Annotated in this window: 14 protein-coding genes; 8 read left to right on the top strand and 6 right to left on the bottom strand. The window is 69.2% G+C overall.

Annotation, left to right across the window (positions count from 1 at the left end; genetic code table 11):
- Positions 1-31: 31 nt before the first annotated feature.
- Together ACAM54_RS12600 and ACAM54_RS12595 are read left to right on the top strand one after the other, a co-directional pair.
- On the top strand, positions 32-946 hold the full coding sequence (locus ACAM54_RS12600) for a LysR substrate-binding domain-containing protein (protein WP_192324655.1): 915 nt from the start codon (positions 32-34) through the stop codon (positions 944-946).
- Between the two features lie 67 nt (positions 947-1,013).
- Complete coding sequence (locus tag ACAM54_RS12595) at positions 1,014-2,234, top strand: MFS transporter (protein ID WP_369650890.1); 1,221 nt, start codon at positions 1,014-1,016, stop codon at positions 2,232-2,234.
- Positions 2,235-2,250: 16 nt separating this feature from the next.
- Here the strand turns inward: ACAM54_RS12595 and ACAM54_RS12590 are convergent, their stop codons facing one another.
- Genes ACAM54_RS12590 through ACAM54_RS12580 form a run of 3 tightly spaced genes read right to left on the bottom strand, consistent with a single transcriptional unit; the run spans position 2,251 to position 6,640 of the window.
- Positions 2,251-2,826 (bottom strand): methylated-DNA--[protein]-cysteine S-methyltransferase, encoded by a 576-nt coding sequence (locus ACAM54_RS12590; protein ID WP_369650889.1) that lies wholly within the window; start codon positions 2,824-2,826, stop codon positions 2,251-2,253.
- Positions 2,827-2,847: 21 nt separating this feature from the next.
- Entirely contained in the window at positions 2,848-5,925 is a 3,078-nt protein-coding gene (locus ACAM54_RS12585; protein WP_369650888.1) for an FAD-binding and (Fe-S)-binding domain-containing protein, read from the bottom strand.
- A gap of 16 nt (positions 5,926-5,941) precedes the next feature.
- On the bottom strand, positions 5,942-6,640 hold the full coding sequence (locus ACAM54_RS12580) for a GntR family transcriptional regulator (protein WP_145747436.1): 699 nt from the start codon (positions 6,638-6,640) through the stop codon (positions 5,942-5,944).
- A 121-nt stretch (positions 6,641-6,761) separates the two neighbouring features.
- On the opposite strand from ACAM54_RS12580, the gene ACAM54_RS12575 reads away from it, so the two are divergent.
- From ACAM54_RS12575 to ACAM54_RS12565, 3 genes are all read left to right on the top strand, one after another.
- On the top strand, positions 6,762-8,006 hold the full coding sequence (locus ACAM54_RS12575; protein WP_145747435.1) for an alanine--glyoxylate aminotransferase family protein: 1,245 nt from the start codon (positions 6,762-6,764) through the stop codon (positions 8,004-8,006).
- Positions 8,007-8,119: 113 nt separating this feature from the next.
- Entirely contained in the window at positions 8,120-9,097 is a 978-nt protein-coding gene (locus tag ACAM54_RS12570; RefSeq protein WP_186454309.1) for a tripartite tricarboxylate transporter substrate binding protein, read from the top strand.
- A 147-nt stretch (positions 9,098-9,244) separates the two neighbouring features.
- On the top strand, positions 9,245-10,018 hold the full coding sequence (locus ACAM54_RS12565; RefSeq protein ID WP_369650887.1) for a fumarylacetoacetate hydrolase family protein: 774 nt from the start codon (positions 9,245-9,247) through the stop codon (positions 10,016-10,018).
- Here ACAM54_RS12565 and ACAM54_RS12560 read toward each other — a convergent pair.
- Positions 9,967-10,929 (bottom strand): LysR substrate-binding domain-containing protein, encoded by a 963-nt coding sequence (locus ACAM54_RS12560; protein WP_369650886.1) that lies wholly within the window; start codon positions 10,927-10,929, stop codon positions 9,967-9,969. The genes ACAM54_RS12565 and ACAM54_RS12560 overlap by 52 nt on opposite strands.
- Before the next feature lie 94 nt (positions 10,930-11,023).
- Between ACAM54_RS12560 and ACAM54_RS12555 the strand changes: the two genes are divergently transcribed.
- Both ACAM54_RS12555 and ACAM54_RS12550 read left to right on the top strand, forming a co-directional pair.
- Positions 11,024-12,217: an MFS transporter gene (locus ACAM54_RS12555; protein WP_369650885.1), complete on the top strand. Its 1,194-nt coding sequence runs from the start codon at positions 11,024-11,026 to the stop codon at positions 12,215-12,217.
- A 38-nt stretch (positions 12,218-12,255) separates the two neighbouring features.
- Complete coding sequence (locus ACAM54_RS12550; RefSeq protein ID WP_145747430.1) at positions 12,256-13,287, top strand: aldo/keto reductase; 1,032 nt, start codon at positions 12,256-12,258, stop codon at positions 13,285-13,287.
- Here the strand turns inward: ACAM54_RS12550 and ACAM54_RS12545 are convergent.
- Positions 13,254-13,973 carry an FMN-dependent NADH-azoreductase gene (locus ACAM54_RS12545; protein ID WP_369650884.1) on the bottom strand — a complete coding sequence of 240 codons (720 nt, stop codon included), beginning with the start codon at positions 13,971-13,973 and terminating at the stop codon, positions 13,254-13,256. The genes ACAM54_RS12550 and ACAM54_RS12545 overlap by 34 nt on opposite strands.
- A 100-nt stretch (positions 13,974-14,073) precedes the next feature.
- Here ACAM54_RS12545 and ACAM54_RS12540 point away from each other — a divergent pair, with 100 nt between their 5' ends.
- On the top strand, positions 14,074-15,000 hold the full coding sequence (locus ACAM54_RS12540) for a LysR substrate-binding domain-containing protein (protein WP_369650883.1): 927 nt from the start codon (positions 14,074-14,076) through the stop codon (positions 14,998-15,000).
- 33 nt (positions 15,001-15,033) lie between these two features.
- Here the strand turns inward: ACAM54_RS12540 and ACAM54_RS12535 are convergent, their stop codons facing one another.
- Positions 15,034-15,939 (bottom strand): SDR family oxidoreductase, encoded by a 906-nt coding sequence (locus ACAM54_RS12535; RefSeq protein WP_145747427.1) that lies wholly within the window; start codon positions 15,937-15,939, stop codon positions 15,034-15,036.
- Positions 15,940-16,042: the final 103 nt, after the last annotated feature.

The following is a 16,042-nucleotide window of genomic DNA, read 5'->3' as shown; positions in this document are numbered from 1 at the left end:
AACGCCCGCCATGCGTGAGAAAATTGCACGCATGCCGCTTCGAGAACCGCCCCTCAATGCCGTGCGCGCCTTCGTCGCCGCGGCCCGCCACCAGAGCTTCACGCGCGCGGCCATCGAACTCCACGTGACCCACAGCGCGGTGAGCCGGCAGATCAAGAGCCTCGAAGAATGCCTGGGCGTCGCGCTGTTCGAGCGCCGCATTCGCCAGGTCGCCCTGACCGCGGAAGGACAGCAGTTCTTTGCCGAGGCAGGCCCGGCCATCGCGCAGATCCATGCGGCGGCGCGTGCGCTGCAGGCACAGGGGCCGGCCCGTGCCGTGAGGATCAACGTGCGGCCCTCCTTCGCGGTGCGCTGGCTCATTCCGCGCCTGCCTTCGTTCGTCGAGCGCTTTCCGGAGATTGAACCGCAGGTGGTCACGAGCACGGTCATGCCCGAGCAGGCCGCGGGCAGCTTCGACATTGCCGTGCGCCGCGGGCTTGAGGGCTGGCCGCCCTCCATCGAGCTTCGCCCTTTCCTCGAGGACGAAGTGCTGGTGGTCGGCGCACCGGCGCTGTTCAAGGCACATCCGCTTTCGGACCTGCGCGCGCTGGCCTCGCACGTGCAGCTGTCGGCCCGCACGCGCAAGGAAGACTGGGACGCCTGGAAGAAGCACGTCGGCGCACCGCGCGCCAAGCCGGCGGGGCGGCTGCAGTTCGACCACCTGCACTTCGTGCTGCAGGCCGCGGTCGACGGGCTCGGCATTGCCTTGGCGCCAACCTCGCTGGTGGCGCACGACCTGGCCTCGGGCCGGCTGCAGTCGCCGCTGCCCTCGCTGCGCATGACGCTGAACCGCTACTACTACGGCCTGGCACCCGACGCCGCGCCGGAAGCCGCATGCGTCGCGCAATGGTTCGAGGAAATGAGGGCCTCGGACTCGCAAGCCGCAATGGCGCTCGCAGGTCCGTAAACGGCCAGCGCCGGACGGCGCGCGCCCGCAGCATGGGTGCTTCCTCCCACATGAAGCACCCTGCCGCATGAAAGCCCCCCTTCCCCGCCCCTTTGTCCACCTCGCGTGGTCCAACCTCGCGGCACAGTCCGCCGAGCAGCTGAGCCTTGCGGCGGTGCCTCTGGTCGCGGTGCTCGTGCTCGGTGCCGGGCCGGGCGAGATCGGCTTCCTTGCCGCCATTCAGACGCTGCCTTTTCTATTGCTGTCGATGCCGCTTGGCCTGCTGGCCGATCGCATGTCGCGGCAGCGGCTGATGGTCGCGTCCGAGGGGTTGCGCGCCGCCTCGCTGCTGGTGCTGCTGGCCCTGGTGCTGGCGTCCAGCCTCGGCATCGGCTGGCTCGCGGTGCTCGGGTTCCTGGGCGCGGTCGGCACCGTGGGCTTCAGCGTCGCGGCGCCCGCGCTGGTGCCGGCGCTCGTGCCGCGCGACGCCTTGGCCGAGGCCAACGGCCGGCTGGAGCTTGCGCGCAGCGCCGCATTCACGGCCGGGCCTGCGCTGGCGGGCGCACTGGTTGCGTGGGCGGGTGCTCCGACGGCCTTCGTGCTGGCGGCCGTGCTGTCGATGTCGGCAGTCGGCCTGCTGCTGCGCCTGGCCGAGGCGCCGCGCCCGGCTGCATCGCAGCGCCATCCGCTGCTCGATGTGCGCGATGGCGCGCGCTTTGTCTGGCAGCACGAATTGCTGCGGCCCATGCTGACGACGGGCGCGGTCTTCAACATCTCGTGGTTCGTGCTGCAGGCCGGCTACGTGCCGTATGCGGTGCGGGTGCTCGGCCTTGGCGCGCAGGCGGTCGGCTTCACGCTGGCGATGTACGGCGCGGGCATGGTGGCGGGCGCGCTGCTGACATCGCGCGTGGTGGCGCGCCTGCCGTTCGGCCGTGCGATCCAGATCGGGCCCGCGGTGGCGGTGGTGGCCGCGGCGGCCATGGCGGCCACGCTGCTGGTGCCGGCCGCATCGCTGGCCGCGCTGTCGTTCTTTCTGTTCGGTGCCGGGCCGATGGTCTGGATCATCACCACCACCACGCTGCGGCAGAGCGTCACGGCCGGGGCGATGCTGGGCCGGGTGTCGGCGGTGTTCCTCACCATCAATGCGGGCGCCCGGCCGATCGGCGCCGCGCTGGGCGGCGCGGTGGGTGCCGCGTGGGGCGAGCCGGCCTGCCTGCTGCTCGCGCTGGCGGGTTTCGTGCTGCAGGCGGGAATCATTTTTACCTCGCGCATTGCGGGGCTGCACCGGCTGCCGGTTGCGGCGGCGTGACGGCCTCCGGAGGCTGCTAGAAAAGCGAAGCCATTCCGTTCGGGCGCGCGCCTTCGATGTCGAGCATGCGCAGTTTGGTCAGCGCGCCGCCGCCCGCCGAAAAGCCACCGGGCTTGTTGCCCGCGGCCAGCACGCGGTGGCACGGCACCACGGGCGCGAACGGGTTGTGGCCCATGGCCTGGCCCACCGCGCGCGACAGGCCCTTGTCGCCGAGTTCGGCCGCGATCTCGCCATAGGTGCGCGTCTGCCCGGGCGGAATGCGCCGCGCAATCGCATAGATGCGCTGGTGGAATTCCGACACGGCGCCCATGTCGAGCACGATGTCGCTGAGGTCGTCGGATTCGCCCCGCAGCAATCCCTGGATAGCCGCGATCGCGCCCTGTGCACTTTCAGGAGGATCGGCCTCGGGCAACGCGGGGAAACGGCGCCGCATGCGCGCCCGCGTGCCGGCTGCGCCGTTTTCTTCAGGCAGTTGCACGCCGACGAGCCCGCGCGGACCCCAGGCCAGCGCGCAGGTGCCGATTGCGGTTTCGAACAAGGCAAAGCCCGGCTCGATGGTTTCGCTGCTGGTGCTGCGCGATGCTGCATTCATCGCGTCATTGTGTGCCAGCCGCTAAGCCTGATCGGGCGGCAGGGTTGGCGGCACCAGGTGCCGCTCCAGCAGCACCGCCACGTGCACCGCCTCGCGCTGCACGCCGTCGCCGATCTGGTGGCGGCAGCTGGTGCCGTCGGCCACCACGATGGCGTCGGGCCGCGCGCGGATCGCGGGCAGCAGGCTGGCCTCGGCCATCTGCATCGACACGTCGATGTGCCGCGCTTCGTAGCCGAAACTGCCGGCCATGCCGCAGCAGGAGCTTTCGATCAGCTCGGGCTCGGCGCCGGGAATGAGCCGAAGCACATCCAATATCGGGCTGACTGCGCCGAAGGCCTTCTGGTGGCAATGGCCGTGCAGCAGGATCGGCGCCGTGGCCGGCGTGAGCGCGAGCTTGAAGCGGCCGGCCTTGAGTTCGCGCGCAATGAACTCCTCGAACAGCAAAGCCTGCTTCGCCACGGTTTCGGCCTTCTTGCCGAAGCCCATCACCAGGGTTTCGTCGCGCAGCGTGAGCAGGCACGACGGCTCGAGCCCGACGATGGCAATGCCGGCCTCGGCGAGGGGCCTGAGCGCATCGATCAGCGCCTCGGCACGGCGCTTGGCCTCGCCAACCATGCCGCTGGCCAGGAAGGTGCGGCCGCAGCAGTGATGCCCGCCGCTCTTCTCGACCGTGTGCAGCGTGTAGCCCGCGGCCTTGAGCACGCGTGCCGCCGCCAGCGCGTTCTCGCTTTCGAAGGTGCCGTTGAAGGTGTCGACGAAAAGCACCGCGGCGCGGCCGCCGTTCGCCTGCACCGACAGCACGGCCTCGCGGCTGGCGAACATGCCGTGCAGGTCGGCCTTGGCGCGCCAGAAGGTGTCCGAGCGCCATTGGGGCAGCGACCGGCGCGCTGAAAAACCCAGCAGCTTCTCGCCCAGCCAGGCCGCGCCGGGCACGGTGTTGCGCAGGTTCATGAGCCAGGGCACGCGGCTCGCCCTGTGGGCGTAGTCGGGCATGCGGGCCACCAGCCTGTCCTTGAGCGAGTGGCCGTGGCGCTTCTTGTAGTGGTCGAGAAACTCGATCTTCATCTTCGCCATGTCGACGCCGGTCGGGCAGTCGCGCTTGCAGCCCTTGCAGCCAACGCACAGGTCCATGGTCTCGTGCATCTCTTCGCCGGTGAATGCATCGGCACCGAGCTGGCCCGAGAGCGCGAGGCGCAGCGTGTTGGCGCGCCCGCGCGTGAGGTGCTGCTCGTCGCGCGTCACGCGGTAGCTCGGGCACATGGTGCCGGCGTCGAACTTGCGGCAGTGGCCGTTGTTGTTGCACATCTCCACGGCCTTGGCGAGGCCGCCGGTGCTGTCGCCGCCGGTGCCGGGCGCGGTGGTCTGCTCGGTCACCGGGTCGGCATTGACGTTCCAGGCCGACCAGTCGAGCACGGGCTTGAGTTCGATGCGCCGGTAGGGCCTGGGCGCGGTGGGCGGCGCAAAGCGGAACAGCGATGCATCGTCCATGCGCGGCGGGTCGACGATCTTGCCGGGGTTGAACAGGTGGGCCGGATCGAGCTCCTGCTTGATGGCGCGGAAGGCCTCGTTGAGGGCCGGGCCGAACTGCCACTCGATCCACTCGCCGCGGCACAGGCCGTCGCCATGCTCGCCGCTGAAGGCGCCCTTGTACTTGCGCACCAGCGCCGCGGCTTCTTCCGCAATCGCGCGCATCTTGGCGCCGCCGTCGGTGCGCATGTCCAGGATCGGCCGCACGTGCAGCGTGCCGACCGAGGCGTGCGCATACCAGGTGCCGCGGCTGCCGTACCTCGCAAACACCTCGGTCAATGCATCGGTGTATTCGGCCAGGTGCTCGAGCGGCACGGCGCAGTCCTCGATGAAGCTCACCGGCTTGCCGTCGCCCTTCAGGCTCATCATGATGTTGAGGCCGGCCTTGCGCACTTCCCACAGGTTCTTCTGGCGCGCGTCGTCGGGCATTTCGACCACGCTGCCGGGCAGGCCCAAGTCGCCCATCAGCTCGACCAGTTGCTTCAGTTGCGGCAGCAAAGCGGCCTTGTCGGCACCGGCAAACTCCACCAGCAGGATGGCCGCGGGCTTGCCGATCAGCGCGGTTTCGACCGTGGGCTTGAAGGCCGGGTTGGCCAGGCTCAGCTCGATCATCGTGCGGTCGACCAGCTCCACCGCCGTGGGGCCCAGCTTCACGATGTGCTGCGCCGCATCCATGGCCGCATGGAAGGTCGGGAAGTTCACGATGCCCAGCACCTTGGCCCGCGGCAGCGGCGCGAGCTTGAGCTTGAGGCTCCTCGTGTAGGCCAGCGTTCCTTCGGCGCCGATCAAAAGGTGCGCGAGGTTCACGCTGCCGTCGGCGGTATAGGGGCGCTCGCTCTGGTTGTCGAAGATGTCGAGGTTGTAGCCGGCCACGCGGCGCAGCACCTTGGGCCAGTGGGCGTGGATCTGCTCGCGGTGCGCCAGCGCGAGCCCGTGCACGAACTTCGCGATGCCCGCCGCGCGGGCGCCCAACGTGGATTGCGGGCCGAACTCCACCAGCTCGCCGCTCGAGAGCCAGGCGCTCGCGCCCAGCACGTTGTGCACCATGTTGCCGTAGGCGATGGAGCGCGAGCCGCAGGAGTTGTTGCCCGCCATGCCGCCCAGCGTGGCCTGCGCGCTGGTCGACACGTCCACCGGGTACCACAGGCCGTGCGGCTTGAGCTGCGCATTGAGGTGGTCGAGCACCAGGCCGGGCTCGACGGTGGCCGTGCCCTCCTCCACGTTCACGTCGAGCACGCGGCGGAAATGCTTGCTGTTGTCGATCACCAGCGCGGCGCCCGTGGTCTGGCCGCACTGGCTGGTGCCGCCGCCGCGCGCGAGCACCGGCACCTTCAGGTCGCGTGCGATGTCGATGGCGGTGGCAATGTCGCGTTCATTCGTCGGCACGAAGGCGCCGACCGGCGTGATCTGGTAGATCGACGCATCGGTGGCGTAGCGGCCGCGCGAGCCGTCGTCGAACAGCACCTCGCCTTCGGTCTCGGCGCGCAGCCGGCGTGCGAGCAGCTCGCAGGTGTCGTTGGGCGGAAGAACGGTTCCGGCGGGCTGGATGTGGCTGGCGGGATCGACGCGCATGGTGTGGTGGTGAAGCTCAGCTCGCCTTGTTGTGGGCCTGGGGATAGATCTGGCCGGTGCGCATCAGCTCGAGCACCGTGTCGCGCTTGCGCATCAGGTGCGCGACCAGCACCTTGCGCATCGCCGGCGCATCGCGCGCGGCCAGCGCCTGGACCATCTGTTCGTGCTCCTCGACCGCGTGCTTCCACTTGGCCTCGTCCTGGTTGGTGCGAAAGCGCAGCGACTGCACGCGGGCATTGATGGAGCGGTAGGTGCCGGCCAGCACCGGGTTGCCCGCGGCCTCGTTGATGGCGGTGTGGATGCGCGCGTTGAGGCGGTAGTAGCCCGAGAGATCGCGCCGCGCGAAGCAGGCCATCATTTCGTAATGCAGCGCGCGCACCTCGGCCAGTTCTTCGTCGGTGATGCGCTTGGCCGCCAGCTCGCCCGACATGCCTTCGAGCATGGCCAGCACCTCGAAGGTGTTGAGCACGTCGGCCTCGGTGAGCTTCACCGCCACCGCGCCGCGGTTGGGCAGCAGGTCGACCAGCCCTTCGGCCGCGAGCAGCTTGATGGCCTCGCGCAGCGGCGTGCGCGAGACGCGCAGCTGGAGGCAGAGCTCGCGCTCGTTGAGCTTGGCACCGGGCGCGATATGCCCCTCGACCAGCATCGTGCGCAGGCGCGAAGCCACCTGGTCGTGCAGCGCGAGGCGTGAGATTTCGATGATGTCGGCGGTCATTTCTGTTTCCCTTGAATGCATTTTGAATGCAAAAAACGACATCAACAACCCAAACATATAAGGGTAAACCATCACATCAAATTCAATTTTGAATGCAAAACTGAAAGCGAAAGGACAGTCCATGCTGCAACTCGACCTCCATCCCACCGGCCGCCACTTCCTCCAGATTCCCGGGCCGAGCCCGGTGCCCGACCGCATCCTGCGGGCCATGAGCCTGCCGACCATCGACCACCGCGGGCCCGAGTTCGGAACACTGGGGCTCAAGGTGCTCGGCGGCATCAAGCAGATCTTCAAGACCAAGCATCCGGTCGCGATCTACCCCGCTTCCGGCACCGGCGCCTGGGAGGCTGCGCTCGCCAACACGCTGAGCCCGGGCGACCACGTGCTGATGTACGAGACCGGCCACTTCGCATCGCTGTGGCAGAAGATGGCCACGCGGCTCGGCCTGTCGACCGAATTCCTCGCCTGGTCCGGCAAGGACGAGCAGCTGCCCGCCGCACCCAGCTGGCGCCGCGGCGTGCAGGCCGACCTCATCGAGGCCCGCCTGCGCAAGGACACCGAAAGGAAGATCAAGGCGGTGTGCGTGGTGCACAACGAAACCTCCACCGGCGTCACTTCCGACATCGCCTCGGTGCGCAAGGCCATCGATGCGGCGGGCCACCCGGCCCTGCTGATGGTCGACAGCATCTCGGGTTTGGCGAGCGCCGATTTCCGGCATGACGAATGGGGCGTGGACGTCACCATCAGCGGCTCGCAGAAGGGCCTGATGCTGCCGCCGGGCATCAGCTTCAACGCACTCTCGCCGCGCGCGCTCGAAGCCTCGAAAAGCGCCAGGCTGCCGCGCGCGTTCTGGGCCTGGGACGAGATCGTGGAGATGAACAAGGACGGCTACTGGCCCTACACGCCCAACACCAACCTGCTCTACGGCCTGTCGGAATCGCTCGACATGCTGCTGGCCGAAGGGCTGGACAACGTGTTTGCGCGCCATCAGCGCTGGGCCGCCGGCGTGCGCGCGGCAGTCAATGCCTGGGGCCTGCCGATCCAGTGCGCCGACCCGGCCGTGTATTCGCCCGTGCTCACCGGCGTGATCACGCCCGAGGGCGTCGATGCCGATGCGCTGCGCCGCCTGATCCACCAGCGCTTCGACCTTTCGCTGGGCACCGGCCTGGGCAAGCTCAAGGGCCGCATGTTCCGCATGGGCCACCTGGGCGACAGCAACGACCTGACGCTGGTGGCCATGGTCGCGGGCGTCGAGATGGGCATGAAGCTCAGTGGCATCAAGCTCGCGGGCAGCGGCGTGCAGGCCGCGATGGACCATTTCGCGAGCCATGCGGCGGCGCATGCCGGCCTGCAGAAGGCCGCGTAGCCGCAAGAACACGCCGGCCGCAGCGCGCCGCTCGAACGGCGCGGCGGCCGCCACCTTGCCGGGCCTTCGAGCCCGGCACGCATCGGACCCCACACCCACTGGAGACAAAGATGATGCAGAGACGTACGCTGATCCAAGCCGCGGGTGCCGCGGCCGCCACGCTGGGCGTGCCCCGGCTCTTCGCGCAGGAGTGGCCTTCGGGGCCGGTGCGCATCGTGGTGGGCTTTCCGCCCGGCGGCGGCACCGATGCGCTCGCACGCGTGGTGGCCCAGAAACTCACGGTGATGTGGAACCAGCAGGTCATCGTCGAGAACAAGGGCGGCGTGGCCGGCGTGCTGGCGGCCGAATACGTGTCGCAGCAGCCCAGCGACGGCAGCACGCTGCTGATGGCGCACATCAACAGCCATGCGCTCGCGCCCAGCCTGCAGCCCAAGCTGCGCTACAGCGTGGAGCGCGACTTCGTGCCGATCGTGCTGGTGGGCGTCACGCCCAACCTGCTGATCGCCAGCCCGGCGCAGAAGGCGCTCACGGTGAAGGACATCGTGGCGGCATGCAAGGCCTCGCCCGGCACGGTGAGCTTCGGTTCGGCGGGCGCGGGGTCGGCGCAGCACCTGGCGCTGGAAATGTTCAAGCTGCAGGCCGGGGTCGATGCGCTGCATGTGCCCTACAAGGGCAGCGGCCCTCTGCTGGCCGACCTGATGGGCGGCCAGATCCAGTACAGCTTCGAGACCATGACCGCGGCCACGCCGCACGTGAAGAGCGGCCGCGTGCTGGCCGTGGCGCAAACGCGCGGCAAGCGCGCCAAGGGACATCCGAACGTGCCGACGATGCAAGAGCAGGGCTTCGCGGGTTTCGAGGCCACCACATGGTACGGGCTCGCGGGCCCGGGCAAGCTGCCGCAGGGCATTGCCGAGAAGGTGAACCGCGACGTCAACACGGCACTCGCGATGCCCGACGTGCAGGAAAAGCTCGACACCTATGGCGCCGAGGATGGCGGCGGGTCGCAGGACAAGTTCAAACAGTTCATTGCCACCGAGATCGCCAAGTGGGCGAAGGTGGTGAAGGATGGCAAGGTGCATGTGGACACTTGAAGCGCTCTTGTTCGGGGTGCGCTCCCGCCGACGGGGGACATTCGCGGAGGGGAGTACCCGGTGGCCTGTGCACGCGCCCTGAACAGCAGCGCCCGAACACAAGAACCCGCAAATACAACACGCCAGAGCAACTGAGAAAATCGCCGAATGAACTCATCGATGACCGCCCTCGCCGACGCGCTGATCGCCGCGCGCCGGAACAACCGCACCCTCGACGCCGCGCCCTGGACCGACGCGCTGCAAGACGCAACCCAGGCCTATGAAGTGCAGGACGCCGTGGCCGCCGCGCTCGGCTGGTTCGGCGACGACGGCGCCGTCCCCCGCCATTGGAAATCCGGCGGCGGCTCGCGCAGCGCCACGCTCACGCATGCGCCGCTGCCCCCGGCCGGCGTGCGCGCGAGCCCGGCCGATTTCAGCGACCTTGCCTTTCACGTACCCGGCATCGAGGCCGAGATCGCGCTGCGCCTCGGACAGGACGTGACGCCCGCGCAAGCCGCGCAGCTCGACCACGGCGATGCGGCTTCGCTCATCGACGCCATGGCCGTCTCCGTCGAGATCGTCGATTCGCGCTGGCAGGACCTGGCCGCCACGCCCGCCTTGCTGCGCCTGGCCGATTCGCAGGTGCACGGCGCGCTCGCGATCGGCGAATGGCAGTCCTATGCCGCGGTCGACTGGGCTTCGCAGCGCTGCGAAACGAAGGTCGGCAACGCCGAAACCGTGGTGCGCGAAGGCACCCATCCGCTGGCCGATCCCGCGTGGCTGCTGCCGGCCTGGCTGCGCCACGTCACGCGCCATGGGCAGACCGCGCCGGCCGGCACCGTGGTCACCACCGGCTCCTGGGTCGGCATCGTGCCCTGCCGCCGCGGCGATCAGGTGGCGGTGGAATTCGCGGGCATCGGCGCGCTGCGCTTGAGCGTGTAGCGCCCTCCTCCGACACCCGAGTACGCCACCAGGAAGTCGAGCACCGCGCGCACGCGCGCCGGCAAGGTGCCGGCCTTGCCGATGTACACCGCGTGGATCGGCTCCACCTCGCCCGGGTTGAATTCCTCGAGCAGCGGCACCAGCCGGCCCGCATCGATGTCGTGCTGGATGTGGTACAGCGACAGCCGCGCCACGCCCGCGCCGGCAAGGGCCAGTTGGCGCAGGGTTTCGCCGTCGCCCGCGCGCACCGGCCCGGACACGGGCAGCGAGACCATTCGTCCATCCACGCGCAAGGGCCAGTCGGGCGTGTTGCGCCGGTAGGACCAGCCCAGGCGGTTGTGCGCCTCCAGTTCCTGCGGCGTGTGCGGCGTGCCGTACTTCGCAAGATAGCTGGGCGAGGCCACGATGGACTGGCTGGTCTCGCCCAGGCGCCGCGCCACCAGGTCGGACGGCGGCAGCTGGCCCCAGCGGATCGCGATGTCGGCGCGTTCGTCCATCAGGTCGACGATGCGGTCGGTCAGCGCGATGTCCAGCGTGATCTGCGGATGCAGCTCGAGCAGGCGCGGCACCAGCGGAACCAGCTTGTGGTGCCCGAAGGACACGCTCGCGTTGATGCTCACGCGCCCGCGCGGCGCAGCGCCGGCGGCGGCGCAACGCTCGGCCTCGTCCATGTCGGCCAGCACGCGCGTGCTGCGCTCGTAGAAATGCAGGCCTTCGGGCGTGAGCTGCAGCTTGCGCGTGGAGCGGTACACCAGCTGGATGCCCAGCCGCAATTCGAGCCGTGCGACCAGCTTGCTCACCGCCGAAGGCGTCATGTCGAGCAGCCGCGCCGCCGCGGAAAAGCCGCCGGCTTCGACCACCTGCACGAAGGCTTCCATTTCGCCGGAGCGGTTGACGTCGATGCGCGGCATGGCGGGTGTCCTTGTCTGTGACTTCAATTCACAAGTGCGTGTAGCAGCGGCATTCTAGTCATCGATGCCGGATGCCCGCACAGTACAGGGCATCATGCCAATCGCTCTACTCGCCCTTACCGCCGGTGCCTTCGGAATAGGCACCACCGAATTCGTCATCATGGGCCTGCTGCTGCAGGTCTCGTCGGATCTGCACGTCTCCATCACGGCCGCCGGCCTGCTGATCTCGGGCTATGCGCTCGGGGTGGCCGTGGGTGCGCCGATCCTGACCATCGCCACCCGCAAGCTGCCGCGCAAGACCGTGCTGCTCGCGCTGATGGCGATCTTCACGCTCGGCAACCTGGCCTGCGCGCTCGCGCCCAGCTACGAGCTGCTGATGGCCGCGCGCGTGGTCACCTCGCTCGCGCACGGCACCTTCTTCGGCGTCGGCTCGGTGGTGGCCACTGGGCTCGTGGCGCCGGAACGGCGCGCCTCGGCCATCGCCATCATGTTCACCGGCCTCACGGCCGCCACACTGCTGGGCGTACCCGCCGGCGCCTGGCTCGGGCTGCACTACGGCTGGCGCGCCACCTTCTGGGCGGTGACGCTGATCGGCGTGCTGGCCTTCACGGTGCTTGCCGTGTTCGTGCCCCACGTCAAGGGCGAAGCCAGGCCGGCGCCGCTGCGCGAGGAACTCGCAGTGCTCGCGCGGCCGCAGGTGCTGCTCGGCCTGGCGATGACGGTGCTCGGCTACGCGGGCGTGTTCGTGGTGTTCACCTACATCCAGCCCTTGCTGACGCAGGTCACGGGCCTGTCCGAATCGGTGGTGTCGCCGATCCTGCTGGTGTTCGGCGGTGGCCTGGCCGTGGGCAACATCCTCGGCGGCAGGCTGGCCGACAGGTCGACCATGCCGGCCGTGCTCGGTACGCTGGTGGCGCTGGCCGCGGTGCTGGGCGCGATGCAGTTCAGCATCGGGACGCCGTTCGCGGCCGTGGTGTTCGTCGGCCTGCTCGGCATCGCTTCGTTCGCCACCGTGGCGCCGATGCAGCTGCGCGTGCTCGAGAAGGCCTCGGGCGCGGGCCAGAACCTGGCGTCGAGCCTCAACATCGCGGCCTTCAACCTGGGCAATGCGCTCGGCGCCTGGGTGGGCGGCGTGGTCATCGACCATGGTCCGGGCCTGCGCGCGCTCGGCTGGGTGGCGGCGCTGCTCACGCTCGCGGGGCTGGCGATCGCGCTCTGGAGCCGTTCGCTCGACCGGCGCGAACGCGGCAATGCCAGGGCGTCCGATTGCGCGTCGGCACAGGCCTGAACTCCTCATCTTTTTCAACGACCATAAAGACAAACATCATGGAACAACGCTTTCTCGGCCGCTCCGGCTTCAAGGTCCCCGCACTCGGCTTCGGCGCCGGCACCTTCGGCGGGCAGGGTCCGCTCTTCAGCGCCTGGGGCAACACCGACGTGGAGGGCGCGCGCAGCATCGTCGACCTGGCGCTGGATGCCGGCGTGACGCTGTTCGACACGGCCGACGTGTATTCGAACGGTGCTTCGGAATCGATCCTCGGCGCCGCGCTCAAGGGCCGGCGCGACAAGGCCATCATCTCGACCAAGCTCGCGCTGCGCGCCGGCGACGGGCCGAACGATGTCGGCGCCTCGCGCCACCACCTGATCGCCGCAACCGATGCCGCACTCAAGCGCCTGGACACCGACTACATCGACATCCTCCAGCTGCACGCCTTCGACGCGATGACGCCGGTCGAGATGGTGCTCGACACGCTCGACGACCTGGTGCGCGCGGGCAAGGTGCGGCTGATCGGTGCCTCGAACTTCTCGGGCTGGCAGCTGATGAAGTCGCTCTCGGCCTCCGACCGGCTCGGGCTGCAGCGCTTCGTGGCCAACCAGACCTACTACTCGCTGATCGGCCGCGACTACGAATTCGAACTGATGCCGCTGGGCCTGGACCAGGGCCTGGGCGCCATCGTCTGGAGCCCGCTCGGCTGGGGCCGGCTGACCGGCAAGCTGCGGCGCGGCCAGCCGCTGCCCGCCGGAAGCCGCTTGCATGAAACTGCCGGCTTCGCGCCGCCCGTGGACGACGAGCGCCTCTACCGCGTGGTCGATGCGATGGACCAGGTGGCCGAGGAAACCGGCAAGACCTTGCCGCAGATCGCGCTCAACTGGCTGCTGCAGCGGCCCACCGTGTCGAGCGTGCTCATCGGTGCGCGCAACGAAGAGCAGCTCAGGCAGAACCTCGGCGCGCTCGGCTGGCAGCTCAGCGCAGACCAGATCCAGCGGCTCGACGCGGCCAGCGCGGTGACGCCGCCCTACCCTTACTACCCGTACTGGAATGGTCAGTTCGCGGAGCGCAGCCCGGTGGCGGTGTGAGCTGACCGCGGCTCGGCCGCGAGCTGGTCGACCAGGCCGTCGACCTTCTGCTCCGCCTGCCGCAGCGACTCGGCCAGTTGCTCGCCGCCGAACTCGTCGCACTCCACCGCCGCCTCGAACACCTCGGTGATGCCGATGTAGCCGAACACCGAGCGCACCGTGCGCTCGGCATGGTTCAGGTGCGCGATGCGGCCGCCCGGGTCGTAGCCGTGGTCGCCGCGCGCGCCGAGCAGCACCATGCGCTTGCCCGCATCGGCGAGCATCGGCCAGTACGGCACCGCACCGCGCGAGCGATCGAAGCCGAAGGTGCGGCCCACGCGCACGATGTTGTCGATCCAGGCCTTGAACTGCGCAGGCACGCTGAAGTTGTACATCGGCAGGCCCACCACGATCAGGTCGGCGGCCACGAGCTGGTCGACCAGGCGGTCGCTCTCGGCCAGCACGTCGGCCATCCAGGGTTCGCGATCGGCGGGCGCGGTGAAGGCCGCGTGGATCCATCGGGCATCGACATGCGCGGGCGGATGCCGGCCCACGTCGAGGTAATCGACGCGGTCCACCGGCCGCGCCTCGCGCCAGCGCTCGACGAAGCGCGCCGACAGCCGGCGCGTGTGCGAGCCATGGGGATCGATGCCGGAGCGGCCCGGACGGGCACTGGCGTCGATATGAAGGAGGTTCATTGGGTTCATGGATGAATTAGCCTGTTCTGTCTTGCACTGCCACAATGGCGGCGCTGGTCCTGAATCTAAAGACGTGCAAGACCTTCGACAAACGATCATTTCTCCATCGATGAACGAGTTTGGCTCATCCATCCGGCGCCCCCGGCGCCTCCCTCCCCTGCTCTCGCTGCGGGCCTTCGAGGCGGCGGCCGCGCACCTGAGCTTCCAGCGCGCGGCGCTGGAGCTTTCGGTCACGCCTTCGGCCATCAGCCACCAGGTGCGCGCGCTCGAAGACACGCTGGGCCGTCCACTGTTCCGCCGGCTCACGCGGCAGCTCGCGCTGACGCCCGCGGGCGAGCGGCTGTTCGACGACCTGCGCGCGGGCTTCGACGCACTGGAGGCCGGCGTCGAAAGGCTGCGCCGGCCCTCGGTCTCGCAGGCCGTCACGCTCACCACCAACACCGCCTTCGCAGCACGCTGGGTGCTGCCGCGCATGGCGGCCTTCCGCAAGGCCTGTCCCGGCATCGAGCTGCGGCTGCATGCGAGCGACACGCTGGTCGACCTGGCGCGCGGCGGCGCCGACATTGCCGTTCGATCAGGCAGCGGCAACTGGCCGGGCCTGGTGTCGCGCGAGCTGATGCCCGAGCGCTACGCGCCGCTGTGCAGCCCGATGCTGGGCCTGAAGCGCGCGGCCGACCTGCCGAAGCACCAGCTGATCCATTGCGACTGGCAGCCCGGCGCCGCAGCGCCCGCGCTGTGGCCGCGCTGGTTCAAGGAGGCCGGCCTCGCGCCGCCGCGGGGCCGCTCAATGAAGGCCGCGGGCCTGTCGTTCTCGGACGAGACCCACGCCATCCTGGCCGCGCTCGCGGGCCACGGCGTCGCGCTCCTGAGCCTCACACTCGCGGCCGAGGAACTGCGCAGCGGCGCGCTGGTGCAGCCCTTCGGCCCGGCGCTCGACACGGGCAGCTACTTTCTCGCGGTGGCCGCCGGGCATGAAGGCGAGCCGGCCGTGCGAGCCGTGTGGGAGTGGATCGCGTCGCAGGCTTCGAAGGCCTGAAACCCATCCGCGAGCGTCCCCGGCGCCAGCCTTTCATCCCCCGCGCAGTTGCTCCCGCAGCTTCTGCCCGATCTCCGGCCGCTCGAGGAACGGATCGGCCGGGTTCTTGACCGCCACGATGTTCTCCATGCGGCTGCGCACGTTGCCCAGCGCCTTCGGGTGGCTGAACACATAGAACTGGTTGTCGCTGATCGCATCGAACACCTTTGCCGCCACTTCGGCCGCCGTGATCTTGCCGCTGCTCACCGCCTTGTTGCTCATGGCCTGGCCAATGAGCTGGCTCCTGGTGAGCTCGGTTTCCTTGGGCGCGTTCGGCCGGTTGCGCTCGCTGCTCGTGATGCCCGTGGGCACGAAATACGGGCACAGGAGGCTCGCGCCGATCTGGTCCGTGACCAGCGTCAGGTCCTGGTACAGCGTCTCGGTGAGGCTCACGACCGCGGCCTTGGCGGCGTTGTAGATGCCCATGTTGGGCGGCGTGAGCAGCCCGGCCATGCTCGCGGTGTTGGTGATGTGGCCGCGGTAGGCCGGGTCTTTCGCGGCGGCCTCGAGCATCATCGGCGTGAACAGGCGTACGCCGTGGATCACGCCCCACAGGTCCACGCCCAGTACCCACTCCCAGTCGGCCACGGTGTTCTCCCACACCAGGCCGCCCGCGCCCACGCCTGCGTTGTTGAACACGAAGTGCGGCGCGCCGAAGCGCTCCTTCACCGCAAGGGCCAGGGCTTCCATCTGCGCGGCGTCCGATACGTCGACCTTGCGCGCCAGCACCTGCGCGCCGGCGGCCTCCATCTCGGCGCGGGCCTTGTCGAGCGCGTCCTGCTGCACGTCGACCAGCACGAGGTTCATGCCGCGCGTGGCGCCGATGCGCGCGCACTCGAGGCCGAAGCCCGAACCCGCGCCGGTGAGTACGGCCGTCTTGCCCTTGAAGTCCTGAATCATTTGCCGGTTCCTTCTTGCGTTGAATGTCTCTGACTGACGTTGGAACCGCTATTGAAATACGGAACACGCCACGGCGCAGTCACGAAGGTGCCCGCTCGGGGAC

The sequence above is a fragment of the Variovorax sp. V93 genome, from assembly GCF_041154485.1.
Taxonomy (GTDB): domain Bacteria; phylum Pseudomonadota; class Gammaproteobacteria; order Burkholderiales; family Burkholderiaceae_C; genus Variovorax; species Variovorax beijingensis_A.
Note: the sequence above shows the minus strand (reverse complement) of the source record. Positions and strands in the feature narration are given on the sequence as shown.